The sequence below is a fragment of the Pedobacter sp. FW305-3-2-15-E-R2A2 genome (assembly GCF_038446955.1).
In the GTDB taxonomy this organism is placed as follows: Bacteria; Bacteroidota; Bacteroidia; order Sphingobacteriales; family Sphingobacteriaceae; genus Pedobacter.
On record NZ_CP151803.1, the window covers coordinates 3,124,894 to 3,142,329 of the forward strand.

13 protein-coding genes are annotated in these 17,436 nt (G+C 38.0%); 5 read left to right on the top strand and 8 right to left on the bottom strand.

Annotated features, from left to right (window positions below):
* Positions 1 to 5: 5 nt before the first annotated feature.
* The 5 genes from AAFF35_RS12660 to AAFF35_RS12680 all read right to left on the bottom strand — a co-directional run bounded on the left by AAFF35_RS12660 (position 6) and on the right by AAFF35_RS12680 (position 8,068).
* Positions 6 to 1,142: a TlpA disulfide reductase family protein gene (locus AAFF35_RS12660; protein WP_342332876.1), complete on the bottom strand. Its 1,137-nt coding sequence runs from the start codon at positions 1,140 to 1,142 to the stop codon at positions 6 to 8.
* A gap of 25 nt (positions 1,143 to 1,167) precedes the next feature.
* Complete coding sequence (locus tag AAFF35_RS12665) at positions 1,168 to 2,580, bottom strand: RagB/SusD family nutrient uptake outer membrane protein (protein WP_342332877.1); 1,413 nt, start codon at positions 2,578 to 2,580, stop codon at positions 1,168 to 1,170.
* A 9-nt stretch (positions 2,581 to 2,589) separates the two neighbouring features.
* A complete protein-coding gene (locus AAFF35_RS12670; RefSeq protein ID WP_342332878.1) occupies positions 2,590 to 6,090 on the bottom strand; it encodes a SusC/RagA family TonB-linked outer membrane protein in 3,501 nt (1,166 codons plus the stop codon).
* A 225-nt stretch (positions 6,091 to 6,315) separates the two neighbouring features.
* Positions 6,316 to 7,494 carry a FecR family protein gene (locus tag AAFF35_RS12675; RefSeq protein ID WP_342332879.1) on the bottom strand — a complete coding sequence of 393 codons (1,179 nt, stop codon included), beginning with the start codon at positions 7,492 to 7,494 and terminating at the stop codon, positions 6,316 to 6,318.
* A gap of 109 nt (positions 7,495 to 7,603) precedes the next feature.
* Positions 7,604 to 8,068 (bottom strand): sigma-70 family RNA polymerase sigma factor, encoded by a 465-nt coding sequence (locus AAFF35_RS12680; RefSeq protein ID WP_342332880.1) that lies wholly within the window; start codon positions 8,066 to 8,068, stop codon positions 7,604 to 7,606.
* A gap of 608 nt (positions 8,069 to 8,676) precedes the next feature.
* On the opposite strand from AAFF35_RS12680, the gene AAFF35_RS12685 reads away from it, so the two are divergent.
* Genes AAFF35_RS12685 through AAFF35_RS12705 form a run of 5 tightly spaced genes read left to right on the top strand, consistent with a single transcriptional unit; the run spans position 8,677 to position 15,961 of the window.
* Positions 8,677 to 8,865: a helix-turn-helix transcriptional regulator gene (locus AAFF35_RS12685; RefSeq protein ID WP_342332881.1), complete on the top strand. Its 189-nt coding sequence runs from the start codon at positions 8,677 to 8,679 to the stop codon at positions 8,863 to 8,865.
* A complete protein-coding gene (locus AAFF35_RS12690) occupies positions 8,862 to 11,828 on the top strand; it encodes a type I restriction endonuclease subunit R (protein ID WP_342332882.1) in 2,967 nt (988 codons plus the stop codon). Before AAFF35_RS12685 ends, AAFF35_RS12690 begins: the two co-directional genes overlap by 4 nt.
* Positions 11,821 to 13,068: a restriction endonuclease subunit S gene (locus AAFF35_RS12695; RefSeq protein ID WP_342332883.1), complete on the top strand. Its 1,248-nt coding sequence runs from the start codon at positions 11,821 to 11,823 to the stop codon at positions 13,066 to 13,068. The genes AAFF35_RS12690 and AAFF35_RS12695 overlap by 8 nt, the downstream gene beginning before the upstream one ends.
* Positions 13,069 to 13,071: 3 nt before the next feature.
* A complete protein-coding gene (locus AAFF35_RS12700) occupies positions 13,072 to 14,313 on the top strand; it encodes an AAA family ATPase (RefSeq protein WP_342332884.1) in 1,242 nt (413 codons plus the stop codon).
* A 1-nt stretch (position 14,314) separates the two neighbouring features.
* A complete protein-coding gene (locus tag AAFF35_RS12705; protein WP_342332885.1) occupies positions 14,315 to 15,961 on the top strand; it encodes a type I restriction-modification system subunit M in 1,647 nt (548 codons plus the stop codon).
* 82 nt (positions 15,962 to 16,043) lie between these two features.
* Here AAFF35_RS12705 and AAFF35_RS12710 read toward each other — a convergent pair whose 3' ends face one another.
* The 3 genes from AAFF35_RS12710 to AAFF35_RS12720 form a co-directional block, all read right to left on the bottom strand.
* Positions 16,044 to 16,538, bottom strand: coding sequence for a sigma factor-like helix-turn-helix DNA-binding protein (locus AAFF35_RS12710; protein WP_342332886.1), 495 nt, complete (start codon positions 16,536 to 16,538; stop codon positions 16,044 to 16,046).
* A 114-nt stretch (positions 16,539 to 16,652) separates the two neighbouring features.
* A complete protein-coding gene (locus AAFF35_RS12715; protein WP_342332887.1) occupies positions 16,653 to 16,937 on the bottom strand; it encodes a hypothetical protein in 285 nt (94 codons plus the stop codon).
* Between the two features lie 59 nt (positions 16,938 to 16,996).
* Positions 16,997 to 17,311 carry a hypothetical protein gene (locus AAFF35_RS12720; protein ID WP_342332888.1) on the bottom strand — a complete coding sequence of 105 codons (315 nt, stop codon included), beginning with the start codon at positions 17,309 to 17,311 and terminating at the stop codon, positions 16,997 to 16,999.
* Positions 17,312 to 17,436: the final 125 nt, after the last annotated feature.

Genomic DNA, 17,436 nt, shown 5'->3' on the forward strand with positions numbered 1-17,436 from the left:
TTTTTTTATTTAAACAACTGGGCTAAAGTTTTATTCAGTTCTTCTCCTCTTAAATCTTTTCCTACGACTTTTCCATTTGGATCAATCAGGAAACTGGCAGGTACTGCTTTTACACCGTATTCTGTAGCTGCAGTATTTTGCCATCCTTTCAATTCAGAGACGTGTGTCCAGGTTAAGCCGTCTGCTTCAATTGCTTTTAACCAGGCCTCTTTTTTAGAGTCGAGTGAGATGCCTAAAACTTCAAATCCTTTGTCATGGTATTTTTTGTAAGCAGCAACTACGTTGGGATTCTCTTTTCTGCAAGGACCACACCAGCTTGCCCAGAAATCGATCAGCACATACTTGCCTTTGAAATCAGACAGCTTAACGATCTTTCCATCTTTATCAGCCATGCTGATTGCAGGAGCAATTTTACCTTTACCCGTTTTTGCATCAGTTGCCAGGGATTTGGTGACCATCGCACCGACAGCAGATTGTTGCGCTTCTTTCGTTAAAACGGCAAATAACTCTTTGGCCACAGGGAAGTTGGGATAGCCGATAAAGCGATCGTAAATAATCGCTGCAGCACCCGCCGAGGAAGGATGTTTAGCGACGTAGTCTTTTACTACCTGCTGATTCTTTTTATCCAGGGCTGCAAATTCCTGATCAATTCCGGCACGTGTCAATGAATCCACTTTAGTTCCGGCAGCTTTCGCTGCTTTTTCTGCTTTATCCAGTTTACCATAAATGCCACCTGCTGTTGCCGTGATTTCTTTCCATGGGCCATTATAAAAACCCATATATACATCCTGAGCTGCAGATCCTTTGATCTGAGCCATCGCAAGACTATCGGCTGTTTTTGTTACCGTAATTGCTGAATTTTCCAGGATAAATTGAATCGGGTATTTCAGGCCCTTGTTGCTCAGACTGTAAAAGCCCGGAGATTTAACAGCTCCTTTGAATACAAATTCACCATTGGTCACTTTAGCGGAATCCACCGTTACCTGATTGCCGTTTAGCTCATGCCCCAGATAGATCTTACCTGTTGCTTTGGCAATGTTTCCCTTTAAAAGGTATTTGCCATTCTGAGCAAAGCTTGGTGTGCCCGAACAGATGATTGCTGCAAGTGGCAGTATGGTCAATGCTTTTTTGATGTTATTCATGTTGTTTATCTTTTATTTAAGATGATTATTTGCTTACATTTTGTACAATGGTACCATTGCCCGGGTTTTTAATGGCGCCCAATGGGATTGGCATCGTCCACAAATGAGAAGTAGGAGAGAGTGAATAATTCTGACCATTTTCTGTTTTTGTTAAAGTGGTCGCGTAGTTCGGATCTTTATTTAAACGACGCGCATCGGCGAAGTTGGTAATGCTGTTGATCAGCTCATTAGCCTTTGTACGTTGAATCAGCTTAACAGCATCAACTGTGTTTGATGCAGACAGCGGTACGTAATTTTGAGCGAAAATCCTTTTCACACGCACCGCATTTAAGGTGTTCATTGCTCCGGGAACATCGTTCAGACGTGCCTGGCATTCGGCTTTGATCAGGTACACCTCAGTGGTGGTCAGACCTCCATAGTTAAAAAAGCCAATAGTGATGCTCGTGTAATAGGTATCAGCAGCAACCGTTCTCAACTTCCAGCGGGAAGCAAACCTCGCATCGCCGGTTTCAAATTTAGTTGCACGATCGGTTCTCAAAGCAGATTCACGTCCTGAGAAATTACTGCTGCCATGACGATAGTAATAGTTCTCTACGAAATCAAACCCCATAGGTGAAGGTGCATTGGTATATTTGTCTGCTTCCTCGATCTGGGTTTTGTAGGTGGCATAAAATTGAGGCCAGTCGAACAGTTTATCGTTATACTTCAATGCTTCGTTTGTCGCACTGAGCGCATCTGCATACTGACCCATCGTTAGGTAGATGCGCGCTTTAAGTGCATAAGCTGCGCCTAAATTCGGATGCAGGGCTGTCGCGCTTGTGGCGCGAAGATTTGGAATCGCTTCGTCGATGTCTTTCAGCATGAAGGCATACAAATCCTTGATGCTCACCTGAGTATGCGGGGCATTAATGTCTGCACTTTGAATCAGTGGCACAGATAGCTTACTGGCTGCGTTAGCAGCTTCGTAAGTGTCTGCAAAATTATTGGCCAGTACATAATAATTTACTGCCCTCAACACTTTTGCCTGTGCAATCAGCTGTGCTTTATCTGCATCTGAGCCTTCCGTTGCCGCAGGAACATGCTCAATTAACAGGTTACTTGTCGATATTCCGGTATAAGGCGTGTAATAAGTCCCCTCATCGCTACCGCTGATCGGAATCCGGTCTGTATTCTCATTCCAGAAATAATTGGCCGAATACAAAGGATAATAATTCAGGTTCGCCGTCGTTTCAAACTTATCGTTCATCAACAGGATGGCCTGCGTAATTGGCGTACGTTGGTTTCCATACTCATCACGAATCATAGCTTCGTAATCGGCCAATGTAGTTGGCGTTTTTTGACCTTTTGGGACAATGTCCAGGAATTTTTTGCAGCTGCTAAAACTAACTAATAGTATCAGTGCTGAGATTTTCAGTGTATTTGATAATATCTTTTTCATCTTCTTGATTTAAAAATTAAGATAAACTCCCCATACATAATTTGCAGGCAGGTATCCATTCAATAAATACTTGGCTTCTTTACTTTTCGCTATCGTGAATGCGTTCTCCACATTGAACTGGAACCTCAGGTTTTCCAGGTTGGCTTTTTTGAGCAGGTTTTTCGGTAAGCGATAGGCGAGGGAGACGTTTCTAAGGCGGATATTTGAAGCATCGATCACATTGATGTCTGCTTTCTGGTAGATCTCCGCACTCTGACTGTTATAGGCAGGATCTTCTGCAAACACCAATCTTGGAATATCGGTTCTGTTCTCATCACCAGGCGTTTTCCACCTGTCGGTGATCTCTTTATTGACCGCAGTGATTTGAGTTACATAACCTCCAAGAGCGCCGTTGTACGCACTTCCCAATACCGGAAGGAAGGTGTTTCTCATTTTATGTCCACCTTCAAAGGTCAGCAAAAATGAAAAAGAGAAATTTTTATACTCCAACAAGTTGTTAAAGGCACCACTATAAGTAGGAACCGTTGAACCGCTGTACACAATAGAGCCTAAGGTAGCTGGAGAATTCAATACTTTTTCCCCTTTATCATTGTACACTTGTGGAAGGCCGTCGGCACTTAATCCTGCCCAACGGTAGCTATAAATCGCATTGTAAGGATTTCCGATTCTTGGATAGGCCTGAGGGTAATCCAGCTGTAAATAATACACCGGCGCTTCGACATTTACATAGGTCACCTTGTTTTTGTTATGCGCATATAAAATGCTGGTATTCCAGGTGAAATCTTTGCTCCGAATCACATCCGCAGAGATAGACAACTCAATTCCCTTATTGGTCATTTCGCCGTTGTTGATCGCATAAGTGCTAAAGCCAAATCCTTCTGTAGGTACACCCATGGTGCTTGCTAAGAGGTCTTTACCTTGTTTGTTGTAATAATCCAGGGATCCGCTGATGCGGTTCTTGAAAAAGGCAAAATCTGCACCGACGTTGTTGGTGGTTGTTTTTTCCCAGGATAATAAGGGATTTGGACGGTTACCAACGGTTCCCTGTAAACCACCTACGTTATTATTACTGCGGTAAAAGGCCGTCATGTAAGGCGCTGCATCTTTAGCAATGTTTCCACCGATACCATGAGAAACCCTTAATTTCAAAAGGTCTACCCAGTCGGCATTAAAGAAGGATTCTTTGTAGATGTTCCATCCTGCACCCACAGACCAAAGTGGTTTGTTCTGGTATTTGGAATTGGTGCCCCATAAGTTGGAACGGTCCCAGCGCAAACTTCCTGTAACCAGGTATTTGCTGTCGTAGGCATAACCTGCGTTTGCGTAAACAGATACGAATCTGTTGACATTTTCACGCTGACTGGCAATATTGCTGTTTGAAAAAGATTTACCGCCAAGAATTGCACCTGGTACGGCAGCTAAAGCTTTGGCGTTGATCAGGTCGAAGGATAAAACTTTAGGATCGTAGTTGTACAGGTATTGATCTTCAAATTCCAGTTTTGTATCTCTGATCTCCGTACCTACGATGGCCGTCAGGTTATGTTTGTCTCCAAATGTTTTGTCGACATTTAATTGCTGGCGGAAATTATAGGCAGAACTAAAACTATCCTGATCGTAATTGATATTTCCATAAGGCATGTTGAAGGTTACCGGTCCTCCGGCAACTTTTCCGGCATAGCCGTTTACCTGATCTCTCACATAGAAAGAGTTTTTATCGAACAATCTGTTGAAACGATCTGAACCAAACTCGTATTGAAAAGTAGAACGGTAAGACAGCCATTTGGTGATGTCTGCATTTAATTTAATGAATGACCTGTTGCTGAAACTTTTTAACCTGCCCAGGTTACGGCTCTGCTCGTCCAATGCGGTAATGTCCATGCTGTAAAGACCATTGGAATTGATCAGTGACATGGTATTAGCGCTAAGGCGGGAGACACCGGTAGAGGTGAAGTTGGTGCCATCTTCGTTCTTTAGGCGGTCGTACGGCAGGTAGGCATACTGCGGAGACTGAGTATTGTAGTTTTGCTGTGTAGCGTCGTTATAAGACAGGTAATTGCTGAGCTCCAATGTCAGCCATTTATTGATCTTTGTGGTGTTGTTGATGTTTAGACCAAGGCTTTCGTCTTTGGTATATTTGTCTTCGAACTTATTGTTGCGATAGGTTAGTGACGAATAAAAAGAGTTGGTTTCGGAAGCACTGCCAACGCTCACATTGTATTGCTGATAGAATGGATTGCGTTTGCTGTATTTTTCCATGTCATCATAATATTGATAACCAGATGAAGCCAGCTGGTTTAACTTGGCATCCAGTTGGGCCTGAGTTAATGTTCCGGCATATTTTGCAAGGATGGCCTTGATGCCCTGGCTCTGGTAACCTGCATTGGTCAATACATTCGCAGCATAGGCGGCAGAATTTGCAGCTTTCAGCTTTGGATTGTTGGTTTCCCATTCTTTTTCCAGGCTCACAATATCTGCCGAATTGGTCAGGTTATCGGTGTATACTCCGTTGGAAGAAAGTGTAATTGTGCTGGAAGCCGAGATCTGAGGTTTACCTTTTTTAGGCTTTTTGGTAACGATGACCACTACGCCGTTTGCTGCTCTTGCCCCATAGATAGAGGCTGCTGCTGCGTCTTTTAATACGGTGATGCTTTCGATATCTTCCAGATTTAGTCCCGGAACATTTTCGGTAATTGAGCCATTGGTATTGTATTTGGTGTTCTCTACGGGAAAGCCGTCAACCACGAATAAAGGATTGGTTACCCCTCTCATAGAAGTGGTTCCCCTGATCAGGCCATTGTTATATCCTGCAATCCGGCCTTCCAATAAAGAGCCCATACTGCTTAGGCGCTGTTGCTCCAGTTTTTTTGCCGGGATGCTGGAGAATGCTCCGGTAACGCGTTCTTTTGGAAGGGTCTGATATCCGGTTGATACCGTAACTTCCAGCAGTTGTCCGGTTTGTTCCGTCAGATTGATGCTGCCCAGGTTCTCCTGAACGGCAACTTCCTTATTTTGATAGCCCAGATAGGAGATGACAAGCACCGCCTTATCGTCTACGTTACTCAGGCGAAATTCTCCGTTCTGATCCGTGAGGGCCTGTTTTTTTGTTCCTTTGACTTTTACGGTTGCACCAGGAAGCGGAAGGTTGTTCTCGTCCAGAACTTTTCCTTTTACATCAATTTCCTGAAATCGATGGATCAGTTCCTCCACAAAACTGCGTTCCTTTTTCCTGATCAGCACGGTTTTGTTGCTGATGCTGTATTCGAGCGGCTGGTTTTTGAAGATCTGCTCCAGCACATCTTTCAGCTCTGCGTTCTGTACATTGATGTTTACCTTGTTGGCATCTTTCAGTTGCGAATAGATGACAATAAAATCATATCCACTCTGGTCGCTGATCCGATCAAAAATCGTGAACAGTTCTGCGTTTTTTGCAGAAAGGGTGATCTTTTGTGCGTAGGTTCCAGCACTGACTTGCATGATCAATGCAAATAAGAGAAAAGTGGTTAGCTTCATGATTCTCCATAGTTTATACTGCGCGCCTTGGCGATACCGCAGATGAGTGCAATTTTTGTACATTTGTTTAGGTTGGTTGAAGCTATTGGCCTTGTATTTTCGAGATCGCAGCCTTTAGCGGTTAGTTGATAATTTTGTTGACGGCCGACCTTATTTTATACCAGTTCGATTGGCGTCGGACTGGTGTTTTTATTTTGGTCTGGCTTTAATAGTTTAGGTAAGATTTTACTTCATTACGGTCACCCTCCTTCCTTCGACAATAAATTTAACGGCATTGGAATAGCTGAGCATGTTTAACACTTCGCTAATGTTTTTATTCCGGGAGATTTTCCCACTGAATTTTTCTTTAGAAACAGGGCCCTGGTAGGTGACTTCAATGTCATACCATCTACTGATTTTCAGCATGATTTCGTCGATGCGTTCTTCATTGAAACGAAAGTCTCCGTTTTTCCAGGCTAGGGTTGATTTGATGTCGGCCGGGGAAACGAGGATGTTCTCGCTGTTGTTTACGAGGGCTGTTTCACCTGGTTTTAGTAATTGTTCTTTTTGATGTTCATTGGTGATTTTCACACTTCCTTCGAGTAGGGTAGTGCTGGTGTTTTGTTTATCTGGGTAGCTGTTGATGTTGAAATGAGTTCCGAGGACTTGTACTTCCTGTTGGTTGGTTTTTACAATGAAAGGGTGTTCTTTGTCTTTGGAGATTTCAAAGTAAGCTTCTCCGGTGAGTTCTACTTTACGGCTTTTTAGTCCGGCAAAAGATGCAGGGAATTTTATGGAAGAAGCAGCGTTTAACCATACTTCACTGTGATCCGGGAGTTGGAGTTTGTAGGTTTGACCGTTTGCAGTTTCCAGCGTATGGGTTTTATTTGCAGCACCCTTGTTTTGATCTTTTATGCTATAGATCACCTCTCCGTCGGCTGATTTGGTAATCAGGATGCCAGCTTCTGAGGCAAGTTGTCCGCTGTTGGCGTTTGACAGGATGATTTTTTTACCGTTGTCCAGGGTTAGTGTTGCAGAGTTTATGCCAGCTGGAATGTCGTTATGGAAGATGTTTTTTACATCATGATCTTCTTTTTGAAGCGCAAGTCCGATACCAACAATGATAAGAATTGCTGCAGCGGCTGCTGAAATCCTTGGCCATAGTTTTATCTGTTGACCTTTCTTGTTAGCATTTTTATCAATGTGTTCTGGCTGTATTTGTTGTTTTAATTCAGCCCACCTTTTATCAGTATCGAAAGTATTGTAGGCTTTAAAAGCTTGCGCGGCATCAGTTCTGATTTCCTGAAGTTCTTTTAACAGATCTTCTTCTTCAGTATTCAATTCCAGGCCGGTGGCTTTATTAGCCTCCAGTTTATCCAGAACTTTATCCCAATCCGGGCCAAATGGTGTTAGTTTATTATTCATAATCAATACTGTGTCGTAGGAAAGTAGGAGATGGGTGACAGCAGCTCTTAAAAAAGATGTGATTATGTTGTAATCTATTGATTATGAGTTGTTAAAAATGTTTTTTTATTTACAGGATACTCATGAGTAAACCAAGAGTTTTGGTTCTTAATGCGTTATATGCTCTTTTTAGTTGAGTTTTTACGGTGTTAATGGAAACACTTTGCTTCTCGGCGATTTGGGCATAGCTGAGTTTGTCCATTGCATGGAGCATAAAAATCTTTCTGCGATCGGGTGGGAGAGACTGGATCATCTCGATGATTTTTATATAGCGTTGGTGTTGGAGCTCCAGATCTTCTTCCTCGTCTAAGATTGCTTGTTGTTCTTCGAGTATGGTTAGTTCAGTGTTTCGCTTTTCTGCAATGGCAGTTTTTCGAAGGTAGTCGATGCTTTTGTATTTTATTGCTCTGCGAGCGTAGGCTTCAAAGCTGGTGGTAAGGTTTATGAGGTCACGTCTTTGCCAGTAGTTGATGAAGAATTCTTGGACGAGATCTTCGGCGATGAATTGATCGTGGACGTAGTCCATAGCAATCATACACAAGAATTTATGATTCTTGTGGAACAGTACTTCAAATTCATCAATGTTGAGTGCGTCCCGATGTTCCCCCACCATATGTCAAAGATATGAATATAGTTACGGAGAATTAAGCGTTTGCATAGGGGATTTCTGAAATTTAAAATAGAGGAATTTTATGGATGCTTAACATTTCTTAAAATCTATTTTTGCTGTAAAATTAGAGATGGCTTTTAATCAGGACGTTCCATTGTTCTTATTTCCCTTCGTCTATCTGATGATCATTGTTTATTCCTTTTTGACTGAGAAGTAACTAGCGATTTATATATTTTCTTCTGAACTATTTCGTCGATTTAATTGATTTTCATTTTGAATAGATGTGATTCTACCAATCATTGTTGGTTTTTTATTAAAAAAATAACATATCAAAGATGTCACTAATGTTGCTCAAGTTAGTAAAGTTTAATGATCTATTGAGCCCCTCCCGAAAAACTAGCCACTTAGAACTAGAGAATCAGGCGTTTTCGGGGGGACGTCACTTGCAAAACCACAACAATACAGTGGAAATTTACATTATTTGCTAGTGTATTATTACTATATTTGACACTATAAATTTAACTAGGCGTTGAATGAACCGTATTAAAGAAATTTTGAAAGAAAAAGGTATTTCACAAACTTGGCTTGCTAAACAGTTGAACAAAAGTTACAACACAATTAATGAATATACCCGAAATGTTAGACAACCAAGTATTGAAGATTTGTACCGAATTGCAAAAATTCTGGAAGTTAACGCCAAAGATTTATTGAAAGAAGAATGAGTAAAGAAAATCTAATAGAAGAAAGTCTAATACAGCAGCTAAAGGGGCTTAAATACATCTACCGTCATGAAATTGTCGATAAAAAATCATTAGAAAATAACTTCCGTCAAAAATTTGAAGCACTCAATAGGGTTCGATTAACGGATAGCGAGTATTTACGGTTACGTGAAGAAATTATAAATCCTGACGTTTTTGAAGCTTCTAAATTATTACGTGAAAGACAATATTTCGAGCGTGAAGATGGAACTCCTTTGCATTATACATTAGTAAACAACAAAGATTGGTGCAAAAATGATTTTGAAGTCATCAATCAATTACGTATCAATACAGAAAATAGTCATCAAAGATATGATGTTATTCTACTCATTAATGGTTTACCCGTAGTGCAAATTGAACTTAAAAAGGGTGATATTTCGCATCGAAAAGCCATGCAGCAGATTGTTGATTATAAAAACGAACCAGGTAATGGCTATGGTAATTCCCTGCTTTGTTTTATGCAATTGTTTATCGTTAGTAATGGTGGAAGAACGCTTTATTTTGCAAACAATAAGAATCAACACTTTGCCTTTAACGCAGATGAACAATTCTTACCAGTGTATGAATTAGCAGATATTGACAATAAAAAAACCAATAACTTATATGATTTTACGGATAAATTTCTAAGCAAGTGTACTCTTGGCGAAATGATTAGCAAGTATATGGTATTGGTAGAAAGTGAGCAGAAATTGCTTGTAATGCGACCATACCAAATTTATGCGGTAAAAGCCATCGTGGATTGCATTAAAGACAATAGAGGTAATGGCTACATATGGCATACTACAGGTAGCGGTAAAACGCTGACTTCGTTCAAGACCTCAACTTTGTTGAAAAATAATCCCGATGTTGAAAAATGTTTGTTTGTAGTAGATAGAAAAGACCTAGATCGACAAACACGGGAAGAATTTAATAGATTTCAAGAAGGTAGTGTAGAAGAAAATACTAATACCGAGACTTTAGTAAGGCGTTTACTATCTACGGACTATGCCGATAAAGTTATTGTTACTACCATTCAAAAATTAGGATTAGCTCTTGATGGTACAAACAAGAAAAATTATAAAGAGCGTTTAGAAACACTTAGCAATAAACGTGTAGTGTTTATTTTTGATGAATGTCATCGGTCTCAGTTTGGAGATAATCATAAAGCTATTAAAGAGTTTTTTCCTAATGCTCAGCTATTTGGGTTTACAGGAACACCTATTTTTGATGAAAATGCAGCTTATAACATTCGAGAAGGTGAATATGCCTCCTATAAAACTACGAAGGATATTTTTCAACAAGAATTGCACGCTTATACGATTACTCATGCGATAGAGGACAAGAACGTTTTGCGTTTTCATATAGATTATTTTAAAGGTAAAGGCATGCAAAATGCTAAACCAGGTGAAGCGATTGCGCGGCAAGCAGTTGTAGAAGCCATTTTGGAAAAACACGATGCTGCTACTAATCAACGTAAATTTAATGGCGTATTAGCAACAGCTTCCATTAATAATGCCATTGAATATTATAAACTTTTTAAAGAGTCTCAAAAAAAGAAACAAACCGATAATGCAGATTATGTTCCTCTGAATATTGCTTGTGTATTCTCTCCGCCAGCTGAAGGAAACAAAGATATTCAGCAAATACAGGAAGACTTAACACAGGAAAAAGAAGATAATAAGCAAAATCCAGAAGAGAAGAAAAAAGCATTGACGGAAATAATTACTGATTACAATAAACAATTTGGTACCAATCATAGTATCAATGAGTTTGATTTGTATTATCAGGATGTACAAAGACGTATTAAAGACCAGAAATACAGTAATAAAGATTATCCACATAAAAACAAGATTGATATTACTATCGTAGTGGATATGTTGCTTACAGGTTTTGATTCCAAATACCTTAATACGTTATATGTAGACAAAAACCTTAAATATCACGGACTGATACAAGCGTTTTCACGAACCAATCGTGTATTAAATGACACGAAACCTTATGGTAATATTTTGGATTTCCGTTCACAGCAGGAGCTGGTTAATCAGGCAATTGCTCTTTTTTCCGGAGGAAACAGCGGAAATGCTAGAGAAATATGGTTAGTTGATCCTTCACCGGTGGTGATGGATAAATTCAAACAAGCCGTAGAAAAATTGGGGGGATTTATGCAGGATCATAATTTGCTTCGCGAACCAGAAGAAGTATATAACTTAAAAGGGGATGCTGCAAAAATAACTTTCATTGAGAATTTCAAAGAAATACAACGGTTAAAAGTGCAGCTAGATCAATTCACTGATTTGGATGAGGAACAAAAGGCGAAAATTGAAGCTATTTTACCAAAGGAAAATTTTCAGGAGTTTCGTAGTTCCTATATAGAAACCGCCAAACAATTTCAGAAAAGACAGCAGAAAGAAGGTGACGATGCACCTCCTGAAATTCAGCAATTAGATTTTGAATTTGTTTTGTTTGCATCTGCGGTAATCGATTATGATTACATCATGAACCTAATTGCAGATAGTACGCAAAAGAAACCTGCTAAGCAAAAAATGACCAAAGCACAGGTTATTAGCTTAATGAGCGCTAATGCTAATATGTTGGACGAGCAGGAAGATTTAACTGAGTACATTAATGCATTAGACTGGAATAGCGGACAGGATGTAAATAGTTTACGCAATGGATACGAAGATTTTAAATACGATAAATATAACAAAGAACTGGCTGCCATTGCCAATAAACACATTTTGCAAACGGCAGATTTAAAGAGTTTTGTAGAAAAAATAATGAGCCGAATGATTTTTGACGGAGAAGAACTAACTGACCTATTACAACCCTTACAATTAAGCTGGAAAGAACGCAGAGTAAAAGAATTGGCATTAATGGAAGACTTGGTGCCACAACTAAAAAAAATAGCCCAAGGGCGTGAAATTTCAGGACTAGCAGCTTATGAATAATAAATTAATACCCGAATTGCGGTTTCCTGAGTTTGTGAATGATGGAGAATGGTTGGATAAATCATTAATTGACACAGCAGATAAAAAAGTAAAATGGAGTTTTACAGGTGGTCCATTTGGTTCAAACCTTAAAGCAAGCGATTACACTTTATCTGGATTTAGAATTATTCAACTTCAAAATATAGGTGATGGTGAATTTAATGATGACAATAAAATCTATACATCTATTGAAAAAGCAAATGAGTTATTAAGTTGTAACATCTACTCAGGTGATATAATCATATCAAAAATGGGAGATCCCGTTGGAAGAGCTTGTATTATCCCAAATTTTCTAGAAAGATGTGTTATGGCATCTGATGGTATAAGGTTAGTAATTGATGAGAAAAATTATTCTAAATATTTCATTTATTCATTAATAAATTCAAAACAAATAAGAGAAGCTATTGAAAAGAAATCAACTGGTTCTACAAGAAAAAGAATTGGTTTAGATGTTTTAAGAGAAGTAGAGTTAATTGTTCCCAAATCAATAAAGGAACAAAAAAAGATAGCTGATTGTCTTTCTTCTTTAGATGGAGTAATTACAGCCTACAATCAAAAGTTGGAATTACTTAAAGAACACAAAAAAGCTTTAATGCAGAATCTTTTTACACAAGAAGGTGAAACTGTTCCAAAGTATCGTTTTCCTGAGTTTGCAAATGATGTCGAATGGGTGGAAAAGAAGTTGGGGCAGATTGCCAATAATTTAGATTCAAAAAGGATTCCGATTACTTCAAACCAAAGAGAAAAAGGGGATATTCCTTATTATGGAGCTTCTGGAATTATTGACTACGTTAAGGGATATATTTATGATGATAATTTGCTTTGTATTTCGGAAGATGGTGCAAATTTGATTGATAGAAATTACCCAATTGCATTTAGTATCACAGGTAAAACTTGGGTAAATAATCATGCTCATGTTCTAAAATTTGAAAATTCAAGTACTCAATTATTAGTTGAGAAATATCTTAACTCAATAAGCATTGAAGACTTTCTAACCGGAATGGCTCAGCCGAAACTTAACAGAGGTAATCTTGATATTATTCCAATTCCTTTGCCTAAAAATCCTAAAGAACAACAAAAAATAGCTTCTTGTCTTTCTGCCTTAGATGAACTCATAACAGCGCAGGTGAAAAAGATAGAACAGTTGAAACAGCACAAAAAAGGGTTAATGCAAGGATTGTTTCCTAAAATGAATGACTAGAAAATGAGTACAATAAATAATTTTGCAACCCTAGCGGAGGTAGCTTCAGATTTTAGAAAGGATTTAACTGGCGATCATCGTAAAGAAAAAGATTTAATTTTATTTTTCGCACACAATGGTATCGGTAAAACCAGGCTTTCCATGGAATTTAAACAAGCAGGAAAAGAGTTTGATGGTGATGGTAATGTAACCAAGAGAGACACATTGTATTTTAATGCGTTTACAGAAGATCTTTTCTCTTGGAATAATGATTTGGAAAACGATACCAATAGAATACTTAAACTTAATCCTGATTCTGCATTTTTTGATGGACTGCATGAATTAGATTTAGATGTCAAAATTGAATCCTTCTTTAATAATTATGTTGATTTAAAATTTGACATTGATTATGATACATCAACTGTAGCTTTTTCAAGAAGTATAATTGTTGATGGTAATGAGAAAACAATTGAAAATATTAAAATATCAAGAGGTGAGGAAACTTTATTTATTTGGTGTTTTTTTCTTGCTATTTGTCAACTTGCTATTGACAAAGATCCTGCATATGGTTGGGTGAAGTATGTTTATATTGACGACCCAATATCGTCTCTAGATGAGAATAATGCTATTGCGGTGGCCTGCGATTTATGCAATTTACTAACAACGGAAGGTAACGAGATTAAAGCTGTAGTTTCTACCCATCATAGTCTGTTTTTCAATGTACTTTACAATGAATTTGGCAGAAAGGTTAAAAACAAACGTTACTTTCTACACAATAGAGGGCATGATGGCTATGCTTTGCAGGACACAAATGACACGCCTTTTTTCCATCATATTGCCACATTAAGTGACCTAAAAAAAGTAGTTGAATCAAACAAAATCTATACTTATCATTTTAATTCATTGAGAAGTATTTTAGAAAAAACGGCAACGTTTTTCGGTTATGATAAAATTGATAGATGTATAGATGGCTTAGAAGATGATGTGCTTTTTGAACGAGCATTGCAATTATTCAGTCATGGAAAGTATTCAATATTTGACCCAGTAGAAATGGGTGACGATAACAAAGAACTTTTTAAACGCATTTTAAATGGATTTCTAGATAAGTATGAGTTTTATTTTCCGGAAATTTTTAATGAAGAAATAGTTATGGAACCAGTAGCAGAAGTAGTAATACCAGCAGCTGAAACTCCAATTGAAGAAGAAGTTCAAGCAGCCGAAGAAGTGGCGATACAAACACCAAGATTAGATAAGAACAACAATTAAAATGACACAAAAAGAACAACAACAATTGGGTAAGACCCTTTGGGATATAGCAAACGATTTACGTGGAGCAATGAATGCGGATGATTTCCGTGACTATATGCTTTCTTTTTTATTTTTAAGGTATTTGTCTAGTAACTATGAAGAGGCTGCAAAAAAAGAATTAGGTTCAGATTATCCTAAAACAGATTCAAATATTGTAACGGAATTTGGTGTATCAACACCACTTCAATTATGGTATGAGGGAAATTTGGATGATATTGAAGAGTTTGAAAAACAAATGAGAAGAAAAGTCCATTACGTGATTAAGCCGCAGTATTTGTGGAGTAATATTACCGAAATGGCAAGAACTCAAGATGATGAACTAACAAGAACTTTAGGTAAAGGGTTTAAATATATTCAAGACGAATCATTTGATAGTGCCTTTCAGGGGTTGTTTTCTGAAATCAATTTGAATTCTGAAAAGTTAGGAAAAACATCTACAGATAGAAACGAAAAACTTTGTAAAGTTATTACTAAAATAGCTGAGGGCATTGCCGATTTTTCTACTGATTCTGACACGCTGGGAGATGCATATGAATATTTAATTGGTCAATTTGCCGCAGGATCTGGTAAAAAGGCTGGTGAATTCTATACACCTCAACAAATTTCAACCATATTATCTGAAATCGTAACCTTGGATAGCCAAGATCCAACAACAGGTAAAAAAGATAAAATGGACAAGGTGCTCGATTTTGCATGTGGATCAGGCTCTTTATTGCTGAATGTGCGAAAACGAATTAAGGATAGCGGGGGGAATATTAATAAAATTTATGGGCAGGAAAAAAACATTACGACCTACAATCTTGCCCGAATGAATATGCTTTTGCATGGTATAAAAGATACAGAGTTCGAAATTTTTCACGGAGATACCTTGCTTAACCATTGGGATGTATTGAATGAAATGAACCCTAGTAAAAAGATTGAATTCGATGCAATAGTAGCTAATCCCCCTTTTAGTTTACGTTGGGAACCTAACGATACGTTGTCAGAAGATTTTCGTTTCAAGAGCCATGGATTAGCACCTAAATCTGCTGCTGATTTCGCTTTCTTATTACACGGTTTTCATTTCTTAGGAAAAGAAGGAACGATGGCAATCATTTTGCCACATGGTGTTTTATTTCGTGGTGGTGCCGAAGAACGAATTCGTACAAAATTATTAAAAGACAATCATATTGACACCGTAATAGGTTTACCTTCTAATTTGTTTTATTCAACGGGTATTCCTGTTTGTATTTTGGTGTTAAAAAAATGCAAAAAACAAGATGATGTTTTGTTTATTAATGCCGCTGAGAACTACAAACCAGGCAAAAAACAAAACACCCTGAGAGAAGGCGAAAAAGGTGAACCGAACGACATTCAAAAAATTGTAGAAACTTATCAATTCAGACCTGAACATATTGAAAGATATGCTCGTAGAGTTTCAATGGATGAAATCGAAAAAAATGGCTACAATCTGAATATCTCTCGTTACGTAAGTACATCAAAGGACGAAGTGCAAATTGATTTGAAAGACGTTAACGTTAAATTGGCTTCAATAAATGAAAGTATAAAAATAAATACGGATAAGCATAATGAATTTTTAAATGAATTAGGTTTAAATAACATTTAATTTCATAAGAGTTTGTGTCCGGTCTCTATTGAAGATGTAGATTAAACTAACAATAAGCCCTCTAAATTTTTCAGAGGGTTTATTATTTTATGTATTTGTAACAATTTCGATATTCATTCTCGAATGATACACCGGGCAATGGTCCTAGAGGAAAACCAAATTCAACTTCATGGGCTATTGAAATTATATATTTAGGTGGATATTTCTTTCCGTCATAAATTTGAAAGTATCTATCTGATAATAATTTGATGGGTGGAATTTCTTCCTTGGAGATTCTTTCAATTACAGCGAGAACGTGGTGGTTCCGGGCCTTGTTGACCCCCTCAAAATAGAGCATGAGCTCATTGTGGCGTACGGGATCTAGTGTAGTATGGGATGAGAACAGCTCAGATAAAGCAGGGGTATCAAACCCCAGAAGCTCCTGAAATGAATAGTCGCTACCAGCAAATAGTTGCATATAGGTATTGACTGTATTACGGGAAATACCGAGAACAGAACCTATTTTACGGTTACTGTAACCCTCCAGATGTAATGTGAGTATTTGCTTTAAGTCCATCGGATCAAGTTTGTTGGCCATATCGCTGTATTTAATAACGATAAGGTAATTCTTTCTTGATCTTTTAAAGTGGCACAATTCGAACCGTAAAAAACGGAAAGATGGGCTAAAACTAAACCACTAAAGTGGCATCATTTAAACCGTAATCGCTGGCACTATCAGGCCGAAATAGCTGGCACAATTCAAACCGTAATATCCAATGGCTGCTTTTATGTATGTCTCTGTATAAATTTCGCCCTGTTTGGTTTTAATCATAATGCTGGGAGCATCTAGACCTATCGAATGCAGGTATTGGGTAAATCTTAAAGTATGGCCTTTCTTTCTGAATGTAAACATAATCCTAGAATCGTTGCCTGTTCCGTTAAGATAATCTTTATTTACCTCTTCAAGATTATCATAGTATTTTTCCTCAATGGGCATGTCATCGTTCCATCTTGAGGGATTATCCCTTGTTACGTAAACTTTCTCGAATTCATTGGTTAACAATAGATCCAGAGAGAATCGAAACAGAACTGATGGTGATCAGTACCATCAACAAATATAGAATCCCAAACATCATGAATAACATCCTTGTCATCGGTAAACTGTTTGGTTTGAAAACCTTCTTTCAATGCTACCTCATGTCTAGAAAGTAAACTTCCTGCTTGGATGAGTGTTCTTGATGTGGCCACAGTATTGGCGTGGTAAAGAAATTTGACATCTTTTTCTAACAGCAATCCGTGTAATTTTTCAGAAGAGAGTGCAAATCGATCTAACATTAAAATAAAGATATTAAATATTCTTGATAGTGACATTTTGATTTCCTAATCTCTAATGTTTAATTCTAGATGATCAAATGTATTTCCTCAATAAAGCTTATTTAGGTCTAAATGACCTAAGTCTCATACAACCAGAGTTATATAAATTTACTTCACGAAAT

Excerpts from the sequence above, each read along its gene's own strand:
- AAFF35_RS12705 (WP_342332885.1), top strand. The coding sequence starts at position 14,315 with ATGACACAAAAAGAACAACAACAATTGGGTAAGACCCTTTGGGATATA.
- AAFF35_RS12710 (WP_342332886.1), bottom strand. The coding sequence starts at position 16,538 with ATGGCCAACAAACTTGATCCGATGGACTTAAAGCAAATACTCACATTA.
- AAFF35_RS12675 (WP_342332879.1), bottom strand. The coding sequence starts at position 7,494 with ATGAATAATAAACTAACACCATTTGGCCCGGATTGGGATAAAGTTCTG.
- AAFF35_RS12680 (WP_342332880.1), bottom strand. The coding sequence starts at position 8,068 with ATGATTGCTATGGACTACGTCCACGATCAATTCATCGCCGAAGATCTC.
- AAFF35_RS12695 (WP_342332883.1), top strand. The coding sequence starts at position 11,821 with ATGAATAATAAATTAATACCCGAATTGCGGTTTCCTGAGTTTGTGAAT.
- AAFF35_RS12700 (WP_342332884.1), top strand. The coding sequence starts at position 13,072 with ATGAGTACAATAAATAATTTTGCAACCCTAGCGGAGGTAGCTTCAGAT.
- AAFF35_RS12690 (WP_342332882.1), top strand. The coding sequence starts at position 8,862 with ATGAGTAAAGAAAATCTAATAGAAGAAAGTCTAATACAGCAGCTAAAG.
- AAFF35_RS12670 (WP_342332878.1), bottom strand. The coding sequence starts at position 6,090 with ATGAAGCTAACCACTTTTCTCTTATTTGCATTGATCATGCAAGTCAGT.
- AAFF35_RS12685 (WP_342332881.1), top strand. The coding sequence starts at position 8,677 with ATGAACCGTATTAAAGAAATTTTGAAAGAAAAAGGTATTTCACAAACT.
- AAFF35_RS12660 (WP_342332876.1), bottom strand. The coding sequence starts at position 1,142 with ATGAATAACATCAAAAAAGCATTGACCATACTGCCACTTGCAGCAATC.
- AAFF35_RS12715 (WP_342332887.1), bottom strand. The coding sequence starts at position 16,937 with ATGCCCATTGAGGAAAAATACTATGATAATCTTGAAGAGGTAAATAAA.
- AAFF35_RS12665 (WP_342332877.1), bottom strand. The coding sequence starts at position 2,580 with ATGAAAAAGATATTATCAAATACACTGAAAATCTCAGCACTGATACTA.
- AAFF35_RS12720 (WP_342332888.1), bottom strand. The coding sequence starts at position 17,311 with ATGTCACTATCAAGAATATTTAATATCTTTATTTTAATGTTAGATCGA.